This is a genomic window from Streptomyces microflavus (genome assembly GCF_014650075.1).
In the GTDB taxonomy this organism is placed as follows: domain Bacteria; phylum Actinomycetota; class Actinomycetes; order Streptomycetales; family Streptomycetaceae; genus Streptomyces; species Streptomyces microflavus.
Genome location: NZ_BMUG01000005.1, coordinates 581750 through 602122 on the forward strand (window position 1 = coordinate 581750; position 20373 = coordinate 602122).

The window sequence follows — 20373 nt, forward strand, 5'->3', positions numbered from 1 at the left end:
AAGTCGTGGTGGGCCGCGCAGTGAAACGGCCTTCCGGGCAGGTGAGCTCGGCCCGGTGTCCGGCTCAAGAGGCCGCAGTCCCCTCCGTCGGGACGCCGGTGCCGTTGGGGCGGGTCTGGCCCGGCACCGACGGAGTACGGAACTGGCGGGCCTGCAGCTCGTACGCGTCCCGGAACGCACCGGCCCCGGTCGCCGGGTCCATGAGCTCTGCGAAGGTGCCGTGCTCGACGACCCGGCCTTCGTCGAGGACGTAGATGCAGTCGGCGTCCCGGACGCTGTGCAGGCGGTGGGTGATCAGGACGGTGGTCTGCCCGGCTTCGGACAGCCGGTGGATCTGGTCGAAGACCCGCTGTTCGGCGGCCGGGTCAAGGGCGCTGGTCGGCTCGTCGACGATCAGCACCTGACCCTGGCGGTGCCGCGCGCGGGCCAGACCCACTTTCTGCCACTGCCCGCCGGAGATCTCCTGCCCGCCCTTGTATCCGCGCGCGAGCAGCGTGTCCAGGCCCCGGGGCAGGCCCTTGACGACCTCGTCGGCACCGGCGTAGACGGCGGCCGGTCCGATGGCCGCGTCGTCCATCGGCGCGGCGGGTCGTCCGGCCCCGATGTTCACCCGGGCGGTGAAGGGCCACCGGTAGAAGTCCTGGGCGACCATCGCCACGCGGTCGAAGACCTGGGCGCGATCGGCCTCGGCTGTGCCCACCCCGCCCCACAGAATTTGGCCGCTGTCCGGGAGGCGCAGCCCGCACAACAGCTTGACCAGGGTCGACTTGCCCGAACCGTTGCGACCCACCAGGGCCACCGTCCGCCCGCGCGGGATGACCAGATCCACCTCGTGCAGCGAGGGGACTTCGGCGCCCGGATAGGTGAAGGTGACCTTCTCGAAGCGGATCTCCTCCACCGTCTCCGGAAGGTCCCGCCCGCCTGTCGGGATGGCGCGCCGTGCCGCCTCGTCGCACAGGGTCTCCAGGTCGGCGACGAACAAGGCCTCGCCCTGGACGTCGGTGACGCGCACCACGAGATCGGTGATGCTTGCCGAACCCGTACGGATCGCCAGCACCGCCGTACCCGCAACCGCGAGCGCCATCTGTCCCTGCCACAGCAGCAGCCCCAGCACTCCGTACGTCGTGAGCGTCGCCAGCCCGGCGGCGGCGTCGGCGCCGAGGGTGATACGTACCCCGATCCTCGCCAGCCGGGTCTGCTCCCGCTCGCTGGTCTGAGCCATACCCCGGAAGTGCTTCAGCAGGAACGGCCCGACGTCGTGGACACGGACCTCACCGGCGGCCTGCTGGTCGATCAGCAGGCGGCTGATCAGCTGCGAGGCGCGCACATGCTGCACGAACCGGTGCCAGCTCACATACCGGTGCCGCGCCATCGACAGTGCGCTCCATGCCCGGGGCGCCGCCATCGCGGCCAACAGCGGCAGCAACGCCCAGTGCAGCACGGCCAGCACACCACCGGCGGCGACCAGCGAAATCGCGGCGGTGACCACCGCCGCGCAGTACACCAGCATTCGCCGGGCCGAGTCCGCACCGTACTGCGCGGAGTCCATCAGCCGGTGGAAGGCGTCGTCCTCGACCGCCTCCATCTCCACCCGCGCCACCAGAGCGAGGTACCGCTCGGTCGCCACCCTCTGAGTCTTCGGCTCCAGGATCCCGGTGGCCGCGGCCGACACCGAGGCCAGCACCGCTCCGACCACTGCGAGCAGCCCCACCACGACCATCGACGGCAGGGCCGAGCGCAGCCGCTCCTCGATGGCCCCAGGGGCGAGGAGCTCGATGAGCAAGGCGTTCACCGTCACCAGGGAAGCCGCCTGCCCGAGACCGCGCCCGACCTCGCTGGCCGCGACCGTGTACAGCGCCCGCCGGTCGGCCTGGTGCGCGAGCCGGATGGCGACTGCGACCTGCCGGGGCAGGGAAAGGGCCATCGTCTTCAGGCTGAGCTTCAGCCAGGAGTCGTGATGCTGGCTCCACCCCGTGTCGTAGGCCAACTCGCCGCCGAACAGCAGGGTCTCGGAGGCAGAGACGTGGGAATCGTGGGAATCGGACGGTGTGCCATCCACGGGGGAGTCGCTCATGAGAGCTCCACCCCCGGGCCGAGCCGCACGGCGGCCGGACCGGTCTGCATCCGCCCATCGGCCCGTCGGCCGGTGGACAGGACGAGAGTGTCCATGCTCGGCAGAGGTGCCGCCAGGGAGGTGAAGCAGAGCAGGGTGCGACGACCTTTATGGCGCACGTAAGCCTGGCCCCCGCTCGGCCGGCCTCCTTGCCGCGTCGATGTGTCCTTCGTGCTCGGGCAGTTGCCGCGGCGTGAGCCGGTATGCCTCAACGTCGCTCCTTCCGGACGGTGGAGGAATACCGTGTTCAACGAGCCCACCGGCTCCACGGCAGCGCACTTTTCGGCCGAATCTCGAACCCTTGTTCTGTGCGGATGCCGGTTGCTGCGTGATGCAACGACCGTTGCCGCACAACACCGTCCGCCGGGCGGGTACTTGGCCGAAACGCCGTCGGTCGTATCCTGCAGCCGCACGTCGCCCTCCACGCCAGGGGAGCCTGCGGGGCGTTCCGGGCTGCCACGACGCCGTCCCTGGCGAGCAGGGGCTGATCTTCTCGCCGGCGAGGTAGGCAGTATCGAGAATGCCGGGCACTTACGACGCCGACGAGCGCGAGCCGGTGCTACGTACGAGCGCCTGCGGCCCGGCTTCGGCGGCCGAAGAGCCGGCCGGGGCCGCGGTGGTCACATGATCCGCCGGGCAGTGTCCGGTGCGCTCAGGCTGCCGCGGTGAGCTGCGCACGGCCGAACAGCAGGGCGTAACCGGTCGGGAGGCCGTCGATGATGCGGGCGACGAGGGCCGGGTCCATCAGTGCGCCGACCGCGGCCAGCACCGTGCCGGCGTCCCACCGGGCGGTGGCAGCTGTGCCGCCGGTCCGTGCGGCCAGGGCGTCCACGAAGCCGGCAGCGGGGACGGGGGCGCCGCCGGGGGCCGCGCGGGTGAACTCGTGGGCGGCTTCTCGGGGGAGCGCGGCGGCGAACGCGACCCGCTCTTCGCCGGTGATCTGCGCCCCGAGTCCAACCAGAACGGCGCTCAGGGCCTCTTCGGCGCGTTCCCGGGTCGGGTAGGCGCCCTCGTACCTGATCTTCTCCAGGAGCCCGGTGAACGTCATGGCCTTCGGGGCGGCGATGGTCCGAAGCTCAGGAATCATGGAGGCGGCGGCCCTTCTCGTCGTACTGCGGCGATGGTTTCCGCTTGCTTGTGCTCCAAGAACGCAGCCATACACCTCTTCTCCCGGACTATCGCCGGTTCGGGGCGAATGCCGGTGGGATGACCGCGAGGGACAGCTTGACCCCCACGGCGCGGAGGCGATTCCTGGGACCTCCGCCGCAGCCGACCACCCGACGACAGCCGCCTTATCGGAGAATCTGTACGGCGAACTCGTTGCCGTCGGGGTCGAGCATCATCGCCCGGCTGGCGTTGCCGTACCCGGTGTCGGTGCACCTCGCGCCGAGCGAGATGAGGCGGTCCACCTCGGCCTTCCAGTCGGCGCCGGCGGGCAGCGCCAGCTCGAAGCACAGCCTGTTCGTGCCGATCTTGGGTGCCACCGGAGGACCACCCCACGTGATCTTCGTGCCGCCGTCCGGTGACTGGATCGCGGTCTCCTGGTCCTGGTCCCAGACCAGCGGCCACCGGAGCACCTCGCTCCAGAAGTAGCCGACCTCCTGGGTACCGTCGCAGGCCAGTGCTCCGATGAAGCCGGTCCCGGCGAGGAACTTGTTCCCCGCCTCGATGACGCAGAATTCGTTGCCGTCCGGATCGGCGAGCACCACATGCCCCTCTTCCGGAAGCTGTCCCACGTCGATGTGTTTCCCGCCGAGCTCCAGCGCCCTGGCCACGGTCTGCTGCTGATGCTCCGCGGAGGTGCTCGTCAGGTCGAAGTGAGCCCGGTTCTGGCCGATCTTCGGCTCTTGGCTCGGCAGGAAACGTATGCGGAACCCGGCGGTGACAGGGGGCACGATCGCGATGCCGTCGCTGGGATCGTCGGTCAACTCCCAGTCCAGGAGCCCGGACCAGAACCGCGCCAGGACCGATGGCCGGGTCGCACGGAAGCAGATCGCGATTAGTCGACTTGTCATACCCCGTTGCATCTCCGATCCGCTGACGGTCCATACGGCGCCTGATCTTCCGCGCGGGCGCAGCCTAGGGCTGCTGTGCAGCACCCGCATCCGAGTTTTCCGTCACGGGGGAGCCCGGGGCCCATCCAGAACAGCGGTGACAGCGCCCTCCGTCCGAGGCGGAGGGTCTCTGCCCACCAGGGAGTTGCGCCGCGCTATGGAGGGAGCGGGGCGGCCCGTGCACATGTACGACCTGGACGTCCCGTGGGGCGAGGACGAAGGCTACGCCCTGCCAGGCATGCGCGCGCCGGGCTTCCGGCCGACCCGAGTCAGCGGCGGCCGGTGGCAAGGATGACGAGGAACTGGCCGCCGCCCGGCTCGATGTCGACGGTCACCGGCAGCCCCGGCACCAGTCGGGAGAACCGGTCCACCAGCCACTTCGCCGCTTCTTGGGCATCCTGCCTCGTCGGGCAGCGGCCCACCATCTCACGGCCCCCCTTGCGCTCCAGTCGGGCGGCGACAGCGATCAGCGGCGCGGGTTCGACCACGTACGGGCGGTCCGGCCAGGCGATGACCGCCTTGACCGCACCCTTGCGGGTGTTGCACCCGCGGTGCGCGAGCCGCTCGGCGACCTTGGCCTTTCGGTCGGCGGTCCGGCTGTCCACGCTTGGCCCCTGCGGGTCGTTCACCGACTTGTCGGGGTCGACCGGTTCGTCGCACACCCAGCATCGCCAGCCATCGCGCTCGGCCACATCATTGAGAAGGCTCATCCGAGCAAACTAGCCTCTTCGGCCGCCGCCCCGCGCACCAGGTCCAGGGCTGTTCCGCGCGGCGATCGAGTTCTACGGCATCCGCCAATCCGTGGCTCGGCCCGGAAGCAGGCCGAGGCACAGAATTTCCCGTTCAATCTCCCATCCGTGCATCCACGGACGTCTCCCTCTTCTATGCTCTACATGTTTGTAGATTACGCCATGGCGGGGCAGAAGTCCGCCCTGCCCAGGCGGACATTCGCGCGCTCCGCGGGAGCGCGGCATGAGGAGGGGAACGAGCGTGGCTTCGATCGACCTGGACAAGGTGTTGGACAAGGCGTGGGCGGACAAGAGCCTGCCCGAGGTGCTGTCGGCGCCGGTGTCTGCTCTCAAGGGGGTCTCGGACCGGCAGGGCGACCTGCTCAAGGAGGCGTTCGGCATCAAGACCGTCGCCGACCTCGCCGAGCTGAAGTACGTCGGGTGGGCGCAGGCCCTGGCCGCTCTGGACGCGGCTAAGTAACCTTCCCGCCTGGCCCGGTCAGCGGTGCCGCAGCCCAAGCCTCTCCGCGGCACCGCGCACCTACGGATCCCACACCCGTCGACCGCGCCCGTCCCGACGTGCCCACTTCGGCTGATCCTGCGCGAACGGGCCAGTCCGAGGAAAACCGCCAATTGCTCAAGCCCCTTCCACAACGCGTCCCCCTGAGCCCGTGGCTGAAGGGATTGCCCCATGGGCCGCCGGCGTCTCCGCAGGGCTGAACTCTGAAACGATCAGTAAGTGGATCCCTCGTGTGCTCGGCACTGCCCTGGGTATCCGGACGCGTATGCTCAAGCATCGGCGGTTCAGGGTGGCGTGTGTACTGCTGGTGGCCTGGGCTCTACTGGTGGTCGTGGAGTGGTGGCACGGAGGGACGCCGTGGCCGGCGGCTGCGCTGAGTGCCCTGCTATGGGCGTGTGTAGTAGCCGCAACCTGGTGGTTCGTCGAGATGGCGCAGGGCAGGTCAGCCCGGGTGGACAGTGGTCGATCCGAACATCATCTTGCGGGCCGTCTGCCGCCGGACCCCCGTACCGCGCACGCGCCGGGGCCGACTGAGGGTGGGCATGACCCTGTAGAAGCTCAGGGGCACTGAGGGGCTTCGTATTGCTGTGGCACGTCGAGTGTGGAGCTCCATGCGGCGACGCAGCCGGACCCCTTCCAAACATTCGCCGTCGTCCGGACCGGTGACGAGGTTACGGTCGAAGCGCCGCGCCAAGCTCGTTGCTTGAGTGTCCGTGGGATGGCCGGCGACCGGGCCGAGATGGTCCTTCCCCGCTTCGTACGCGGCTCGCCTACACCCCTCACCGGCCGCTCGGGACGGTTGGGGTGTATCTCGACGAGCGGGAAGTCCGTGTACGGGCACGCCCAGGCGGCGGTGCCCGAAACGGTGAGGGCGTAGCAGCCGAAGGGAGCGGGGTGCCTAGAGGGCATGGCCCTTTCCGGTCGTCATGGGGTGATCGTGGTCGCCGTCCGGCTCTGTGACAATCCATTTCGGTACGCCGCTCAGCCAGAGGGGGCGTCAGCGCAGAGCCGCTCACCCTCGCGCTTCGCCGGGATCCCGCCGAGGTACGCGATCCGTCGGCTCGTGCGGCGTGGTCGGGATGCTGTCCGGGGCCCGGTCGAGGACCTCCTCGAAGCGGCGGGCCGCGAAGGGCAGGGGAAGAGGCCCATCGCCACTCTCGTGGAGCATGATGGTTGCCCGGCTCAGCCGGGTGCGCATCGCGAGTTCCCTCACAGAGATGCCCTCGGCTTTCCGGAACTCGATGAGGTCTTTCGCCAGCCGCGCCGATTCCTCGCTCATGGCTGGAGTATTTCGCACCACGAACACGTGGTCAGCGACCTGGCCCACAAGTGCGGCATGGCAGGCCTCAGACCGGTCGGAGCGCGGCGCGTGTACCGCTCCCTGTCGGGGGGGCATCAACCCCGGCGACAGACGTCACATGGCCACGCGGGAACATGAGAAGCGCCGCAGTGGACACCCGCTGGTCATGGCAGACACACAGAAGCCGGGTCGACCCGGCAGCGAACACCATCCCGGGGACGTGGACCGGGAGCGCGGCGTGGGCCCCGACAAGCAGGTCGAGGAGCGAGCACCGGACCGGCCGACCGAGCTGCCCAGGCGGTCCTGGACTGCGGTGCTGCGCGGCACCTTGAAGGAGTTCAAGGACGACGAACTCGCGGACCGGGCCGCCGCGCTGACGTACTACGGGGTACTGGCACTGTTCCCCGCCCTGCTGGTGCTGGTGTCCCTGCTGGGTATCGCCGGAGAGTCGGCCACCCAGCAGGTTCTGGAGAACCTGCGAAAGCTGACCCCCGGCTCCGCCCGGGACGTGATCAGCGACGCGGTGGAGCAGCTCCAGGGCAACTCGGGCGTCGGGTCGTTCATGGCGGTCGTGGGCCTGGCCGTCGCGGTGTGGTCGGCCTCCGGTTACGTCGCAGCGTTCATCCGCATCTCGAACGTCGTCTACGAGATGCCGGAAGGCCGGCCGGTGTGGAAGATCCTGCCGTTGCGCCTGGCCCTGACCGTGACGTTGATGGTCCTCGCGTGTGCCAGCGCGCTCATCGTGGTCTTCTCCGGCGGCCTGGCACGACAGGTGGGCACCGCGCTGGGGATCGGGGGCCCCGCCCTGACCCTGTGGTCGATCGCGAAGTGGCCCGTTCTCGTCCTCCTGGTCACCGTCATGATCGCGGTGCTCTACTGGGCCGCCCCGAACGCCAAGGGCCGTGGGTTCAGGTGGGTGACGCCGGGCAGTTTCCTGGCCCTGGTCATCTGGATGCTCGCCTCGGCCGGCTTCGCCTTCTACGTTGCGAACTTCGCCTCGTACAACAAGACCTACGGTGCCCTCGCCGGCGTGATCGTCTTCCTGGTGTGGCTATGGATCACCAACCTGGCGATGCTCCTGGGCCTGGAGTTCGACGCGGAGATGGTCCGCCGGCGCGCGATCGCGGGCGGACTGCCCGAGGACGAGGAGCCGTACGTGGAGCCACGTGACACCCGCGCGTGGAGCGAGGGGGACCGCCGCCGCGTGGAACGCTGATCGGCCCCTCGCCGGGGACGGCGGCGAGCCTTGTCATCAGCATCCCGTTCGGGCCGATGGCGCCCGACAACGTCACCCTGTTGCGGGCGACCGCCGATGCCCACGACCGGGTGGACGCCGGAGGCCGGGACGCGTCCCGGGTTGCTTGACTCTCCCCCGAAGGGAGAGTCGAAGGTGGAGCACATGCGCATGGACGACGCGTCACGGCCCACGTGGAACATCGGTGCCGTCGCACGGCAGACCGGGCTGCCGGACAAAGTGGTCAGGCACTGGTCGGATGTGGGCGTCGTGGCATCGGTCGGCCGGACCTCCGGCGGCTACCGCCGCTATGACACCGCCGGCGTAGCCCGGCTGCAGCTGGCCCGCACCCTGCGCGACCTGGGCATGGGGCTCGGTGAAAGCCGGGCCGCCCTGGATCGTAAGGAGGGTCTCGCGGAGGTGGCGGCCGCACACGTCGAGGCCCTGGAGGCGCAGGTCCGCCGACTGCGGACCCACCAGGCCGTCCTGCGCACTGTCACACGTCGCACTACCCAGGAAAGCCTTGCTCTGCTGACCCACACCACCCACATGCACCCCGACGAACGTCGCAAGCTGGTCCACGACTTTCTCACCGAATCCATCGGTGACATCGATGTGCCTCACTTCCGCGGGGGGCTTCTCGCAGCGAGAGGAGCGGGGCCACGGTCCTGGCCTCCGTGCCGTCCGTGACCGACCGGCTCGCGTGGCTGGTGCGCCGGGCCCGCAACCCTCCCCGGCTGAGGCTGCTCACCAACACCGGTGCGGCGCTGGACCCGGGGACGATCGCCGCTCTGCGAGCGGCCGTTCCCACGCTGAGTGTTCAGCTCATGTACGGGCTGACCGAGTGCAAGCGGACCACGATCATGCCGCCTGACGGCGACCTCGTACGGCCCGGATCGTCGGGGCGCGCCCTGCCCGGCACCGAGGTCTTCGTCATCGACGCCGAAGGCACCCGGCTCCCTCCCGGCGAGGTCGGCCAGTTCGTGGTGCGCGGCCCTCACGTGATGGCCGGGTACTGGCGCCGGCCGGAGCTGACGGCCGAGCGGTTCCCCCGTGCCGAGGGCCTCTTCCCCGAACTGCGTACGGGGGACTACGGCCGGCTCGACGAGGACGGCTACCTCTACTTCACCGGACGCCGGGACGACCTCTACAAGGAGCGCGGCTTCCGGGTCAGCGCCACCGAGGTGGAGGCCGCCGCCCGCCGGGTCGAAGGGGTGACCGACGCGGCCGTGCTGACGCCCGGTCCCCGGACCGGCGGCCGGGCCGTCCTCACGGCGGTGACCGGACTCGACCCGTCCGACGTCCTGGACGGGATGCGCGGGTTCATCGAGGAGTACAAGATCCCGCGCCGCTGCGTCCCGGTGGCGGCCCTGCCCACCAACAGCAACGGCAAGGTCGACAGGCGCGCACTCGCCGACCTGGCCGACGTGTCCGTATCGACGAACCGGAAGGAATGACCGCACATGAACCGTAGCGATGTCACCACCGCCCTGGAGACCGCGCTCAGCAGCGTCCTCGACCGGCCCGTGACCGAACTGCGCGGCGGCACCAGGCTCTTCGACGACCTGCACCTCGACTCCACCACGATGCTGGAGATGCTGATGGAGCTGGAGGACTCGCTCGGCCTGGAGGTCGACCCCGAGGAGCTCGACGCCGACGACTTCGAGACCGTCGACACCTTCACCGACTTCGCGCTCGCCCAGCTTTCCGCGGAGCACGGCAAGGCCGCCTGACACCACCGCGCCGAACACACCCGAGGGAAGGAACACCGGAAATGATCGTCCGCTCCTTCAAGGACATCGAGAACACCGACCGGCACGTCCGGGCGTCCACCGGCACCTGGGAGAGCAAGCGCATCGTGCTCGCCCGGGAGGGCGTCGGCTTCTCGCTGCACGAGACCACGGTCTACGCGGGCACCGAGACGTCGATGTGGTACGCCAACCACATCGAGGCCGTGCTCTGCGTCGAGGGCGAGACCGAACTGACCAACGACGAGACCGGCGAGAAGCACCTGATCACCCCGGGCACCATGTACCTCCTGGACGGCCACGAGAAGCACACCCTGCGCCCCCGGGTCGACTCGCGCTTCGTCTGCGTGTTCAACCCGCCCGTCACCGGGCGCGAGGACCACGACGCCGACGGTGTCTACCCGCTGCTCACCGAGGAGGCCGTGTGACCGCGCCTGCCCCCGAAACCGCCGTCCGGGCCCGCCCCCGGTACCGTACGCCGCGCGTCGAGGACGCCCCCGCGCTCTGGGAGATGGTCGACCAGGCGGACGCCCTGGACAACAACAGCCCGTACTACTACGCCCTTTGGTGCCGGGACTTCGCCGCGACCTCCCTCGTGGCCACTCTGGACGACGAGGTCATCGGGTTCCTCACCGGCTACTTCAGGCCCGACGAGCCCGACACCTATCTGGTGTGGCAGGAGGCCGTCAGGCCCCGGCACGGCATTCCGATGCTCGGTGTCCAGCTCTTCGAGCGGGCCGCCGACCGGGCGGTGGAGCGGGGGGCCGCTTTCATCGAGGCCACCGTGTCCGCCGACAACAAGGCCATCATCATGGTCCTGAAGAAGGTCGCGAAGCGGTACGCGGCCGAGGTCGACACCCGGGTGCTGTTCCCCGGAGACCTCTTCCCCGGGGAACACCACGACGAGGTGCTGTACCGCATCGGGCCGCTCGCGCCACGGGCGGACTGACGCCGGCCCGTCCCACCCACCGCACCACCTTCCGCGTCACTCCGACCCGCGGAAGGTGGTGCGGTACGCGCGCGGCGACACCCCCAGGGCCTCCCGGAAGTGCTGGCGCATGGCCGTCCCGGTGCCGAAGCCGGCTTCGGCGGCGATGCGGTCCACCGGCTCGTCGGTCCGCTCCAGGAGCCGGCGTGCGTGGTGCAGCCGCTGGGCCGCCAGCCAGCGCATCGGCGTCAGCCCGGTCTCCTGGAGGAAACGGCGGCTCAGGGTCCGTACGCTCACCGACGCCTCCCGGGCCAGGTCCTCCAGCGTCAGCAGCTCGCCCAGGTGGCGCAGGGCGAAGGTCCGGGCGGCGGCCGTCGGGCTGGCTCCCCCTTCGGGGACCGGCTGCTCGATGTACTGGGCCTGTCCACCGTCCCGGTGCGGCGGAACGACGGTGCGCCGGGCGACGGTGTTGGCCACCTCGCTGCCGTGGTCGCTGCGGATCATGTGCAGACAGAGGTCGATTCCCGCGGCGACCCCCGCCGAGGTGAGCACGTTCCGGTCGTCGGTGTAGAGCACGTCCGGGTCCACATCGACTTCCGGGTACAGCCGGCGCAGCTCGTCGCACGACTTCCAGTGGGTGGTCGCCCGCCGCCCCTTCAGCAGCCCGATGGCCGCCAGGACGAACGTGCCCGTGCAGATCGAGGCCACCCGGGCGTCCGCCGGGACGCGGGCGAGCGCCCGGCGCACCGGTTCCGGCACCTGGTCGCGCCGCTGCGGCCCGTAGTCCTCCACCGCCGCCGGTACGAGTACGGTGTCGGCGCTCTCCAGGGCCTCCGGGCCGTGGGCGATGTTCACCGTGAAGTCGGCGTCCGTGGTCAGCTCACCGGGCTCCGCCGCACAGGTCACCACCGAGTACAGCGGCCCGCCGTCGTCGTCGAGCGCCGTGCCGAACAGCCGGTGGACGATGCCCAGCTCCATCGGCAGCAGCCCTGGCCGCACCAGAGTGACCACCCGGTGTACCGGCGCTCTCCTGCTCACAGTCGTCATGGCCAGATTGTTTCACTACATGTCCAGCTGGCCAGTGGTGGAAGATCACCTGCCTGCCGAGGATGGGAAGCATGGAAGAAGAAACGACGACCGGAAACCCCGAACCCTCCGGGCCCCAGGCCGCTCGTCCCCTTCCGTCGTCCGCGACCGAAGGGGCACCCGTACGGCGGACCGTCCACCGCGCCTGGTGGGTCGCGGGAGCCGCAGCGCTCGCCATCGTGGTCGCGGGGGCCTTCTCCACGATGCCCGGCATCCTCCAGGGCCCCCTCCAGCAGGAATTCCACTGGTCACGGGGGACGATCGGCGTCGCCTCTGCGGTCAACATGGTCCTGTACGGGCTGACCGCGCCGTTCGCGGCCGCCCTGATGGACCGCTTCGGCATCCGCAGGGTCGTCGTCGTGGCCCTGAGCACGGTCGCCGCCGGTTCCCTGCTGACCACGGTGATGACCGCTCCCTGGCAGTTCACCCTCTTCTGGGGCTTCCTCGTCGGCCTCGGCACCGGCTCGATGGCCATGGCCTTCGGAGCCACCGTGACCAACCGCTGGTTCACCACCCGGCGCGGTCTGGTCACCGGCATCCTCTCCTCGGGGAGCGTCTTCGGGCAGATGGTGTTCCTGCCCGCACTGTCCTGGACCATCGACCACTACGACTGGCGTCCGGCCCTCGTCACCCTCGCGCTCGCGGCGCTGGCCGTCGCACCCGTCATCTGGCTGGTCCTGCGCGACCACCCCGCCGACGTGGGACAGAGCCCCTACGGGAGCACGGAGTTCGTCCCCAAGCCCGCGCCCGTCGGGGGAGTCGCCCGCCGTACCCTCACCGTGCTCCGCGACGCCTCCCGTACCGCTCCCTTCTGGCTCCTCGCCGGAGCCTTCGCCATCTGCGGGGCCACGACCAACGGCATCATGTGGACGCACTTCACCCCGGCCGCCCACGACCACGGCATGACCGTCACCACCGCGTCGACCCTGCTGGCTCTCATCGGCGTCTTCAACGTCGCCGGCACGATCGCCTCCGGATGGCTCACCGACCGCAAGGACGCCCGCCGGCTCCTCGCCGTCTTCTTCGCCCTGCGCGGGGTGCTGCTCGTACTGCTCCCGCTGATGATGGCCGCTACGGTCAATCCGGCGATGATGATCTTCGTGGTCGCCTTCGGCCTTCTCGACCTGGCCACCGTCCCGCCGGTGATCGCGCTGTGCCGTACGTTCTACGGCGACGACAGCGCCATCGTCTTCGGCTGGGTCAACGCGGCCCATCAGGTGGGCGCGGCCCTGGCCGCCTTTCTCGGCGGTATCGCCCGCGACGCCTTCGGTACCTACGACCCGGTCTGGCTGGTACTCGGCGCGGCCTGTGCGGTCGCGGCGCTGGTGTCGCTGACCATCCGGGGAAACGCCGTGCGCCGGGGCACGCCCGACCGCACGGCCGCGGAGCCGGTCGAGTCGGCCGGCCCCCGAGGCTGAAGCGGCCCGCTCAGGGGAACGGGGCGATGGCCGCGGAGCCGCTCGTGAGCTGGTCGGCCACGCGGAAGGCCCGGGCCCTATCGTGTCCGCATGATGCACGGCGAGGGACACGACGATCAGACGGTACGACAGGCCGCACCGCACGGCGGCCGGACAACCTTCAGGGGTGGGGACCGTTCGGACCGGGAGATCGAGACTCTGGACGAGTTCGATCACGTGATGGAGGGCGGGACCCTGAGCGGCTTCCGGATTCAGTCGGTCGATCTGACGGAACGTACAGCCGTCCTGCTGTCCACCGAAACTTCCAGGGCCGTGTTCCTCGGCTGCCCGATGGCACCGGAAGCCCGGGCGAAGATACAGGCGGACGGTGCCCTGGTCTTCCCTCCCGTCCCCCACCTCCCCTTCGACCCCTATCGAGGCCTGCTGTACTCGCCCGACCACCTCTTCGCGGGGCTGGACGCCGGCGGATACGAGACGACGCCGGATGCGCGGGCCTACGAGTGGTTCCAGCGGACCAAGGCCGACGGGGACATACTCGCCTCGATGCTGCGGTCGATCCACGACGACGCGATCTCGGACGCCCTGGACGAACTCCTCGTCGGCGCACGGGTCGTCGGCGTCATGGGTGGCCATGCCATGGCACGGGACACCGACGCGTACGCCGGGGCCGCGCGCCTGGGCCGTGAACTGGCTCGCACGGGGCTGACCGTCGCGACCGGGGGAGGCCCCGGCGCCATGGAGGCCGCCAACCTCGGCGCCTACGCCGCGCCACATCGCGACGAGATGCTGGACGAGGCCCTCGAACTCCTCGCGAAGACTCCGTCGTTCAGCCCGTCGGTATCCGACTGGGTGCGTGCCGCGCTGGAGGTACGGGACCGCTGGCCCGGGGGCGACGCCTCGGTGGGCATCCCCACCTGGTTCTACGGCCACGAACCGCCGAACGCCTTCGCCGGCCACATCGCGAAGTACTTCGCCAACGCGACACGGGAGGACGGCCTGCTGGCTCGCTGCAACGCCGGCGTCATCTTCCTGCCGGGCGCCGCGGGCACCGTCCAGGAGGTCTTCGACAACGCCACTCCGAACTACTACGAGTCCCGGGGCGAACCGACGCCCATGGTCCTGGTCGACCGGACGCACTGGACGGAGCGACTGCCGGCATGGCCGCTGCTCAAGGCACTGGCGCAGGAGCGCCCGATGGAGACCCGCATCGCGTTGGTCGACTCGGTGACAGAGGTCCCCGAGGCCTTGGCGCGTCTCTCGGCCTGACCGCCGCAGGCACACCATGCCGGTGAAGCCCCGTAACCCCGCCCGCAGAGCGGTACAACCGCCGTGTCCGGGGAAGAGGATCGACGTCCCGTGATGTCCGAGGCGAGAGGGAGACTTCCCATGGGTGACGGCACCGAGGCGCAAGGCGGCGGCCCCTGGTGGAAATCCGCGGTCGTCTATCAGGTCTATCCCCGCAGCTTCGCCGATGCGAACGGTGACGGCGTCGGCGACCTGGAGGGCCTCACCGGTCGGCTGGACCACATCGCGGAGCTGGGCGTCGACGTGCTGTGGCTGTCTCCCGTCTACCCGTCGCCGCAGGACGACAACGGCTACGACATCAGCGACTACCAGGACGTCGATCCCGTCTTCGGTGATCTGGCGGCCTTCGACCGGCTGCTGGCCGCCGTGCACGAGCGCGGGATGAAACTGGTCATGGACCTGGTCGTCAATCACACCTCCGACGAGCACCCCTGGTTCCAGGAGTCACGCGATCCGGACAGCCCGAAACGTGACTGGTACTGGTGGCGTCCGCCGCGCGACGGCGGCGCACCCAACAACTGGGGCTCGTTCTTCTCCGGCTCGGCCTGGGCGCACGACGCCACGACCGACGCGTACTACCTGCACCTCTTCTCGCCGAAGCAACCGGACCTCAACTGGGAGAACCCCGACCTGAGGCAAGCCGTGTACGCCATGATGCGCTGGTGGCTGGAGCGCGGCGTCGACGGCTTCCGGATGGACGTCATCAACCTCATCTCCAAGAATCCGGAGCTGCCCGACGGTGTGCCGCACGGCGACGGCCCGTACGGTGACGGCTCGCCCCACTACGTCTGCGGCCCGCGCATCCACGACTACCTCCAGGAGCTCCACCGGGAGGTGATCGCCCGGTATCCCGGCCGGCTGCTCACCGTCGGAGAGATGCCCGGGGTGACCGTCGAACAGGCCAGGCTCTTCACCGACCCGCTACGCGCCGAAGTCGACATGGTGTTCCAGTTCGAGCACGTCGGACTCGACCACGGCCACGGCAAGTTCGATCCACGACCGCTGCGCTTGACCGACCTCAAGGCATCCTTGGGCCGCTGGCAGACCGGCCTCGCCGACGTCGGGTGGAACAGCCTGTACTGGAACAACCACGACCAGCCTCGCGTGGTCTCCCGGTTCGGCGACGACGGACCCCGCCACCGGACCCGGTCCGCAACCATGCTCGCCACCGTCCTCCACCTGCACCGCGGCACGCCGTACATCTACCAGGGCGAAGAACTGGGCATGGCCAACGCACCCCTGCGGACCATCGAGGATTTCCGCGACATCGAGTCCCTGAACCACTACGCGCAGGAGCTGCGCGCCGGAACGAGGCCCGAGGACATCCTGCCCGGCCTTCGGGCCATGGGCCGGGACAACGCCCGTACCCCCATGCAGTGGGACGCCTCGCCGCAGGCCGGCTTCACCACGGGCACGCCCTGGCTGCCGGTCAACCCCGACCACACCGAGGTCAACGCCACCACCGCCCGCGCGGATCCCGACTCCGTCTACCACCACTACCGGCGGCTGATCGCGCTGCGGCACAACGAACCAGCCGTCGTGCACGGGGACTTCACCATGCTCCTGCCGGACGACGAGCGGATCTATGCCTTCACCCGCCGTCACGGGCCGACGGAACTGCTCGCCGCCGGAAACTTCACCGGCGAGACGGTCGCCGTGGACATGCCCGACGGCTGGGAGGGCGCCGAACTCGTGCTGGGCAACGGCCCGTCCGCCTCCGCGGCCCCCGGCCGGCTGGTGCTCGCACCCTGGGAGGCGAGGGTGCACCGGCGGACGGTGTGACCCCCGGTCGATGAACCCGGCGGCGTCGGGTACCCGCACCCCATGACCGTCTACGGATTCCACGCCTCGCACGAACAGGTGCCTCCCGCCGACCTGCTGGCCGCGGCCGTCCGCGCGGAGAGCGCCGGCTTCACCGCAGCGATGTGCTCCGACCACTTCTCACCCTGGAGTGTCCGGCAGGGTGAGTCGGGCTTCGCGTGGTCCTGGCTCGGCGCCGCGCTCCAGGCCACCGGCCATGTCCCGTTCGGAGTCGTCAACGCGCCGGGCCAGCGTTACCACCCGGCGATCATCGCTCAGGCCATCGGCAGCCTCGCCGCCATGTACCCGGGCCGCTTCTGGGCGGCACTGGGCAGCGGGGAGGCGTCCAACGAGCACATCACCGGCGCGCGCTGGCCGCGCAAGGACGTCCGCAACGCCCGGCTGCGCGAGTGTGTCGACATCATCCGGGCGCTGCTGAACGGCGAGGAGGTGAGCCACGACGGGCTGGTGGTCGTGGACCGGGCCCGGCTGTGGACCCGCCCCGAGACCGTTCCGCCGCTGGTGGGCGCCGCGTGCAGCGAGGCCACCGCCCGCTGGTGCGCGGAGTGGGCCGACGGCCTGATCACCGTCAACGCGCCGCAGGAGAAGCTGCGCCGGATCGTGGACGCGTACCGCACCGCCGGTGGCGCCGGCCCCCTGCACCTCCAGGTACACCTCAGCTGGGACCCCGACCCGGAGACCGCACGTGCCCTCGCCCACGACCAGTGGCGCACCAACGTCCACGGCCCACCGGTGAGCTGGGACCTGGACTCGGCGGAGCTGTTCGACAGCGTCAGTGAGCACGTCACGCCCGAGCACGTCGCCGAGTCCGTCAACATCTCCGCGGACCTCGGGCGGCATGCGGCCTGGCTCCAGGAGTACGCCGACCTCGGCTTCGACGCGGTCATGCTCCATCACGTCGGCCGGGAACAGAGCGCCTTCATCGACGCGTTCGGCACCGACGTGCTGCCGCGGCTCGACGTGACCCGCCCCCAGACCTACCGCGCGGAGAGTGCCCGATGAGGCTGACCCGGACCTCCGACCTGTGGTGGAAGAACGCCGTCGTGTACTGCCTGGACGTCGAGACGTACCAGGACGGTGACGGCGACGGGACCGGCGATTTCGCCGGCCTGACCCAGCGGATCGACCACTTGGTGCGCCTGGGCGTCACCTGTGTATGGCTGATGCCGTTCTATCCGACCCGGGAGCGCGACGACGGCTACGACATCACCGACTTCTACGCCGTCGATCCGCGGCTGGGCACGCTCGGCGACTTCACCGAGTTCGTGAGGACCGCCCGCGACCGGGGTATCCGGGTCATCGCCGACCTGGTGGTCAACCACACCTCCGACCACCATCCGTGGTTCCAGGACGCCCGTTCCAGCCGCACATCCGCCCACCGCGACTGGTACGTCTGGCGCGACACACCGCCCGACGACGGCCCTGAGGGCGTGGTCTTCCCCGACGCCGAGCGCAGTGTGTGGCAGCTGGACGAGACCACCGGCCAGTACTACCTGCACCGCTTCTTCAAGCAGCAGCCCGACCTCAATGTCGCCAACCCCGCGGTACGCGACGAGATAGCCCGCATCATGGGTTTCTGGACGCAGCTGGGGCTGTCCGGCTTCCGCGTCGACGCGGTTCCCTTCCTGCTGGAGACCGACGGCCAGGAGGACGCGGACCAACTGCCCGACCCGCACGAGTACCTGGCCGACCTGCGGGCCTTCCTCGGGCGCCGCAACGGTGAGGCCGTCCTGCTGGGCGAGGTCAACCTGCCCTACCCCGACACGGCCAGGTTCTTCGGCGAACCGGAGTCCGGCCGGGGCGACGAGCTCACCATGTGCTTCGACTTCATCGGCATGCAGCGGATGTACCTGTCGATGGCGCGAGGTGAGGCAGGGCCGCTGGCCGCCGCCCTGCGCGAGCGCCCCGGCGCACCCCGCGACGCGCACTGGGCGACCTTCGTCCGCAACCACGACGAGCTGACGCTCGACAAACTCGACGACGACGAGCGCGCCGAGGTGTTCGCAGCCTTCGGCCCCGACGAGGACATGCAGCTCTACGGCCGGGGCCTGCGCCGCAGGCTGCCGCCGATGGTGGAGGGCGACCGGCGCCGGGTGGAGCTGGCCTACAGTCTGCTCTTCACCCTGCCCGGCACTCCCGTGCTCTTCTACGGCGAGGAGATCGGGATGGGGGAGAACCTCACCGCCGAAGGCCGACAGGCCGTACGAACCCCGATGCAGTGGACCCCTGACAAGGGAGGCGGCTTCTCCACCGCCGACGCGGACGCTCTGCCCAACCCGGTCGTGCAGGGCGCGTTCGGCCCGAGGCAGGTCAACGTGCACGACCAGGCACACGACCCGGATTCCCTGTTCCGGCGCATGCGGACACTGATCGAGCGGTATCGCGAGACACCCGAACTGGCCTGGGGAGCGTTCGAAGTGCTCGACGCGGACGATCCGGGCGTGCTGGCCCACATCAGCTCGCTTCCGGAAGGGGCGGTGCTGGCGTTGCACAACTTCTCCGGCCGCGAGGTCACCGCGACGACGAGCGTCCCCGGTCTGAAAGGCGGGCGCCTGCTCACCGACATCTTCACCGGCGACACCGTGAAGTCCGCCGCCGGCGGCCTCGTCCGCACCGAGCTGGAGCCGTACGGCTATCGCTGGCTACGCGTCCCCCGCTGAATCCCCGCAGAAGGTCTTGTCATGGGCATGGCTCGACCTTACAGTCGCCAGCAACCACACTGATGGGAGCGCTCCCACTCTACCGGTGATCGGTGACCCCGGTGCCCCCGACAGCGTCACCAAGCCGTACGCGTCGGCCTGTCGAGAGACAGGCCCGACCCCCGAGAAAAAGGAGAGACACCATGACTCCGGGTAAGAAGCGACTGCTGTCCTTACTGGCGGTGCTGGCCACCCTGCTCAGCGGGCTCGGTCTCGCCCTCATCGGCCAGAACAGCGCACAGGCACACGGAGTGACGATGACGCCCGGTTCGCGGACCTACCTCTGCTATCTGGACGCCAGGACCGTTACGGGCGCGCTCGACCCGACGAACGCCGCGTGCAAGGCGGCGCTCGCGGAGAGCGGCTCGAACGCGCTCTACAACTGGTTCGCCGTGCTCGACTCCAACGCGGGTGGCCGCGGGCCGGGCTACGTCCCGGACGACAAGCTGTGCAGCGCCGGCGACCGTTCCCCGTACAACTTCACCGGCTACAACGCGGCCCGCGCCGACTGGCCCCGGACGCACCTCACCTCCGGATCGACGATCAGGATCAAGCACAGCAACTGGGCGGCTCACCCCGGCGACTTCCGGGTGTACATGTCCAAGCCCGGCTACGCGCCCACGGAGCCGCTGGGCTGGGATGACATCGAGCTCATCCAGACCGTCACCAACCCCCCGCAGTCCGGCTCGGTGGGCAGCGAATCCGGCCACTACTACTGGGATCTGGCGTTGCCATCGGGCCGCTCCGGTGACGCCTTGATGTTCATCCAGTGGGTGCGATCGGACAGCCAGGAGAACTTCTTCTCCTGCTCCGACATCGTCTTCGACGGCGGCAACGGCGAGGTGACCGGCATACGTGGCTCCGGCGGTACTCCCACCCCGACCCCCACTCCGACCCCCACCCCGACCCCCACCCCGACTCCCACACCGACCCCCACCGATCCGCACAGTGGGTGCATGGCCCTCTACACGGTGACCAACTCCTGGAACGGCGGCTTCCAGGGCTCCGTCGAGGTGATGAACCACAGCACCACCGCCCGCGACAACTGGGCCGTACGTTGGCAGCCAGGCGCCGGCACCACGATCAGCCAGCTCTGGAACGGGATCCACAGCACCGGCTCCGACGGCACGGTCACGGTCAGGTACGTCGACCACAACCGCACCATCCCGCCGGACGGCAGCGTGACATTCGGCTTCACGGCCACGTCGGCCGGCAACGATCTACCGGTCGGCTCCATCACCTGCGTCAACCCGTAGCACCGTCCGAGGCGGCGCCGACCCCCGTATCCGAGGTGGTCGGCGCCCGCGTCCCATTTGTGTCCGCAACCGGGCGGTGTCGTCGTACGGCGGCAGCAGACGTTCCCTCCGACGCGCCAACAACCCGGTGGACGCCCATGATCCGTTCCGCGGAGCGAAAGCG

Annotated in this window: 18 protein-coding genes and 1 pseudogene; 13 read left to right on the forward strand and 6 right to left on the reverse strand. The window is 69.8% G+C overall.

Annotated elements, in window-relative coordinates; all coding sequences use genetic code 11:
- Positions 1 to 64: 64 nt before the first annotated feature.
- The 4 genes from IE264_RS17950 to IE264_RS17965 form a co-directional block, all read right to left on the reverse strand.
- On the reverse strand, positions 65 to 2074 hold the full coding sequence (locus IE264_RS17950) for an ABC transporter ATP-binding protein (RefSeq protein ID WP_032754818.1): 2010 nt from the start codon (positions 2072 to 2074) through the stop codon (positions 65 to 67).
- Between the two features lie 691 nt (positions 2075 to 2765).
- Positions 2766 to 3200 carry a DUF2267 domain-containing protein gene (locus IE264_RS17955; RefSeq protein WP_032754821.1) on the reverse strand — a complete coding sequence of 145 codons (435 nt, stop codon included), beginning with the start codon at positions 3198 to 3200 and terminating at the stop codon, positions 2766 to 2768.
- Between the two features lie 205 nt (positions 3201 to 3405).
- Entirely contained in the window at positions 3406 to 4128 is a 723-nt protein-coding gene (locus IE264_RS17960; RefSeq protein WP_032754822.1) for a VOC family protein, read from the reverse strand.
- Between the two features lie 308 nt (positions 4129 to 4436).
- A complete protein-coding gene (locus tag IE264_RS17965) occupies positions 4437 to 4877 on the reverse strand; it encodes a hypothetical protein (protein WP_031126453.1) in 441 nt (146 codons plus the stop codon).
- Positions 4878 to 5157: 280 nt separating this feature from the next.
- Between IE264_RS17965 and IE264_RS17970 the strand changes: the two genes are divergently transcribed.
- The gene (locus IE264_RS17970; RefSeq protein WP_015606563.1) at positions 5158 to 5376 is read left to right on the forward strand and encodes a hypothetical protein; all 219 of its coding nucleotides are present in this window, start codon (positions 5158 to 5160) and stop codon (positions 5374 to 5376) included.
- A gap of 1051 nt (positions 5377 to 6427) precedes the next feature.
- Here IE264_RS17970 and IE264_RS17975 read toward each other — a convergent pair.
- Positions 6428 to 6694 (reverse strand): helix-turn-helix domain-containing protein, encoded by a 267-nt coding sequence (locus IE264_RS17975; RefSeq protein WP_051821704.1) that lies wholly within the window; start codon positions 6692 to 6694, stop codon positions 6428 to 6430.
- Positions 6695 to 6881: 187 nt separating this feature from the next.
- Here IE264_RS17975 and IE264_RS17980 point away from each other — a divergent pair, with 187 nt between their 5' ends.
- The 6 genes and pseudogenes from IE264_RS17980 to ectA all read left to right on the forward strand — a co-directional run bounded on the left by IE264_RS17980 (position 6882) and on the right by ectA (position 10646).
- On the forward strand, positions 6882 to 7931 hold the full coding sequence (locus IE264_RS17980; protein ID WP_032754828.1) for a YihY/virulence factor BrkB family protein: 1050 nt from the start codon (positions 6882 to 6884) through the stop codon (positions 7929 to 7931).
- Positions 7932 to 8120: 189 nt separating this feature from the next.
- Complete coding sequence (locus tag IE264_RS17985) at positions 8121 to 8639, forward strand: MerR family transcriptional regulator (protein ID WP_229887618.1); 519 nt, start codon at positions 8121 to 8123, stop codon at positions 8637 to 8639.
- Positions 8597 to 9406: pseudogene (locus tag IE264_RS17990) on the forward strand (class I adenylate-forming enzyme family protein); the annotation flags it as partial. The gene IE264_RS17985 and the pseudogene IE264_RS17990, both read left to right, overlap by 43 nt.
- Before the next feature lie 6 nt (positions 9407 to 9412).
- The gene (locus tag IE264_RS17995) at positions 9413 to 9682 is read left to right on the forward strand and encodes an acyl carrier protein (protein WP_099128165.1); all 270 of its coding nucleotides are present in this window, start codon (positions 9413 to 9415) and stop codon (positions 9680 to 9682) included.
- A 41-nt stretch (positions 9683 to 9723) separates the two neighbouring features.
- Positions 9724 to 10125, forward strand: a complete 402-nt coding sequence (locus IE264_RS18000) for an ectoine synthase (protein WP_015606560.1) — start codon at positions 9724 to 9726, stop codon at positions 10123 to 10125.
- The gene (ectA, locus tag IE264_RS18005; protein WP_032754833.1) at positions 10122 to 10646 is read left to right on the forward strand and encodes a diaminobutyrate acetyltransferase; all 525 of its coding nucleotides are present in this window, start codon (positions 10122 to 10124) and stop codon (positions 10644 to 10646) included. Before IE264_RS18000 ends, ectA begins: the two co-directional genes overlap by 4 nt.
- A 36-nt stretch (positions 10647 to 10682) precedes the next feature.
- Here ectA and IE264_RS18010 read toward each other — a convergent pair whose 3' ends face one another.
- Positions 10683 to 11672 (reverse strand): GlxA family transcriptional regulator, encoded by a 990-nt coding sequence (locus IE264_RS18010; protein WP_032754835.1) that lies wholly within the window; start codon positions 11670 to 11672, stop codon positions 10683 to 10685.
- Between the two features lie 71 nt (positions 11673 to 11743).
- Between IE264_RS18010 and IE264_RS18015 the strand changes: the two genes are divergently transcribed.
- The 6 genes from IE264_RS18015 (at position 11744) to IE264_RS18040 (ending at position 20210) form a co-directional block, all read left to right on the forward strand.
- Complete coding sequence (locus IE264_RS18015; protein ID WP_032754837.1) at positions 11744 to 13129, forward strand: MFS transporter; 1386 nt, start codon at positions 11744 to 11746, stop codon at positions 13127 to 13129.
- Between the two features lie 90 nt (positions 13130 to 13219).
- Positions 13220 to 14395, forward strand: coding sequence for an LOG family protein (locus IE264_RS18020; RefSeq protein ID WP_032754839.1), 1176 nt, complete (start codon positions 13220 to 13222; stop codon positions 14393 to 14395).
- A 120-nt stretch (positions 14396 to 14515) separates the two neighbouring features.
- Positions 14516 to 16216 (forward strand): glycoside hydrolase family 13 protein, encoded by a 1701-nt coding sequence (locus tag IE264_RS18025; RefSeq protein WP_032754841.1) that lies wholly within the window; start codon positions 14516 to 14518, stop codon positions 16214 to 16216.
- A 42-nt stretch (positions 16217 to 16258) separates the two neighbouring features.
- Entirely contained in the window at positions 16259 to 17257 is a 999-nt protein-coding gene (locus IE264_RS18030) for a TIGR03885 family FMN-dependent LLM class oxidoreductase (RefSeq protein WP_015606554.1), read from the forward strand.
- A complete protein-coding gene (locus tag IE264_RS18035; protein WP_032754843.1) occupies positions 17254 to 18915 on the forward strand; it encodes an alpha-amylase family protein in 1662 nt (553 codons plus the stop codon). Before IE264_RS18030 ends, IE264_RS18035 begins: the two co-directional genes overlap by 4 nt.
- A gap of 182 nt (positions 18916 to 19097) precedes the next feature.
- Positions 19098 to 20210, forward strand: a complete 1113-nt coding sequence (locus IE264_RS18040; protein ID WP_032754845.1) for a lytic polysaccharide monooxygenase — start codon at positions 19098 to 19100, stop codon at positions 20208 to 20210.
- Positions 20211 to 20373 lie beyond the last annotated feature (163 nt).

What these genes read in the sequence shown, in the direction of transcription:
- IE264_RS18010 (WP_032754835.1), bottom strand. Translation starts at nt 11,672, where the DNA reads ATGACGACTGTGAGCAGGAGAGCGCCGGTACACCGGGTGGTCACTCTG.
- IE264_RS17975 (WP_051821704.1), bottom strand. Translation starts at nt 6,694, where the DNA reads ATGAGCGAGGAATCGGCGCGGCTGGCGAAAGACCTCATCGAGTTCCGG.
- IE264_RS17985 (WP_229887618.1), top strand. Translation starts at nt 8,121, where the DNA reads ATGGACGACGCGTCACGGCCCACGTGGAACATCGGTGCCGTCGCACGG.
- IE264_RS18035 (WP_032754843.1), top strand. Translation starts at nt 17,254, where the DNA reads ATGAGGCTGACCCGGACCTCCGACCTGTGGTGGAAGAACGCCGTCGTG.
- IE264_RS18030 (WP_015606554.1), top strand. Translation starts at nt 16,259, where the DNA reads ATGACCGTCTACGGATTCCACGCCTCGCACGAACAGGTGCCTCCCGCC.
- IE264_RS17960 (WP_032754822.1), bottom strand. Translation starts at nt 4,128, where the DNA reads ATGACAAGTCGACTAATCGCGATCTGCTTCCGTGCGACCCGGCCATCG.
- IE264_RS18020 (WP_032754839.1), top strand. Translation starts at nt 13,220, where the DNA reads ATGATGCACGGCGAGGGACACGACGATCAGACGGTACGACAGGCCGCA.
- IE264_RS17950 (WP_032754818.1), bottom strand. Translation starts at nt 2,074, where the DNA reads ATGAGCGACTCCCCCGTGGATGGCACACCGTCCGATTCCCACGATTCC.
- IE264_RS18015 (WP_032754837.1), top strand. Translation starts at nt 11,744, where the DNA reads ATGGAAGAAGAAACGACGACCGGAAACCCCGAACCCTCCGGGCCCCAG.
- IE264_RS18025 (WP_032754841.1), top strand. Translation starts at nt 14,516, where the DNA reads ATGGGTGACGGCACCGAGGCGCAAGGCGGCGGCCCCTGGTGGAAATCC.
- IE264_RS18000 (WP_015606560.1), top strand. Translation starts at nt 9,724, where the DNA reads ATGATCGTCCGCTCCTTCAAGGACATCGAGAACACCGACCGGCACGTC.
- IE264_RS17955 (WP_032754821.1), bottom strand. Translation starts at nt 3,200, where the DNA reads ATGATTCCTGAGCTTCGGACCATCGCCGCCCCGAAGGCCATGACGTTC.
- IE264_RS18040 (WP_032754845.1), top strand. Translation starts at nt 19,098, where the DNA reads ATGACTCCGGGTAAGAAGCGACTGCTGTCCTTACTGGCGGTGCTGGCC.
- IE264_RS17965 (WP_031126453.1), bottom strand. Translation starts at nt 4,877, where the DNA reads ATGAGCCTTCTCAATGATGTGGCCGAGCGCGATGGCTGGCGATGCTGG.
- IE264_RS17980 (WP_032754828.1), top strand. Translation starts at nt 6,882, where the DNA reads ATGGCAGACACACAGAAGCCGGGTCGACCCGGCAGCGAACACCATCCC.
- IE264_RS17995 (WP_099128165.1), top strand. Translation starts at nt 9,413, where the DNA reads ATGAACCGTAGCGATGTCACCACCGCCCTGGAGACCGCGCTCAGCAGC.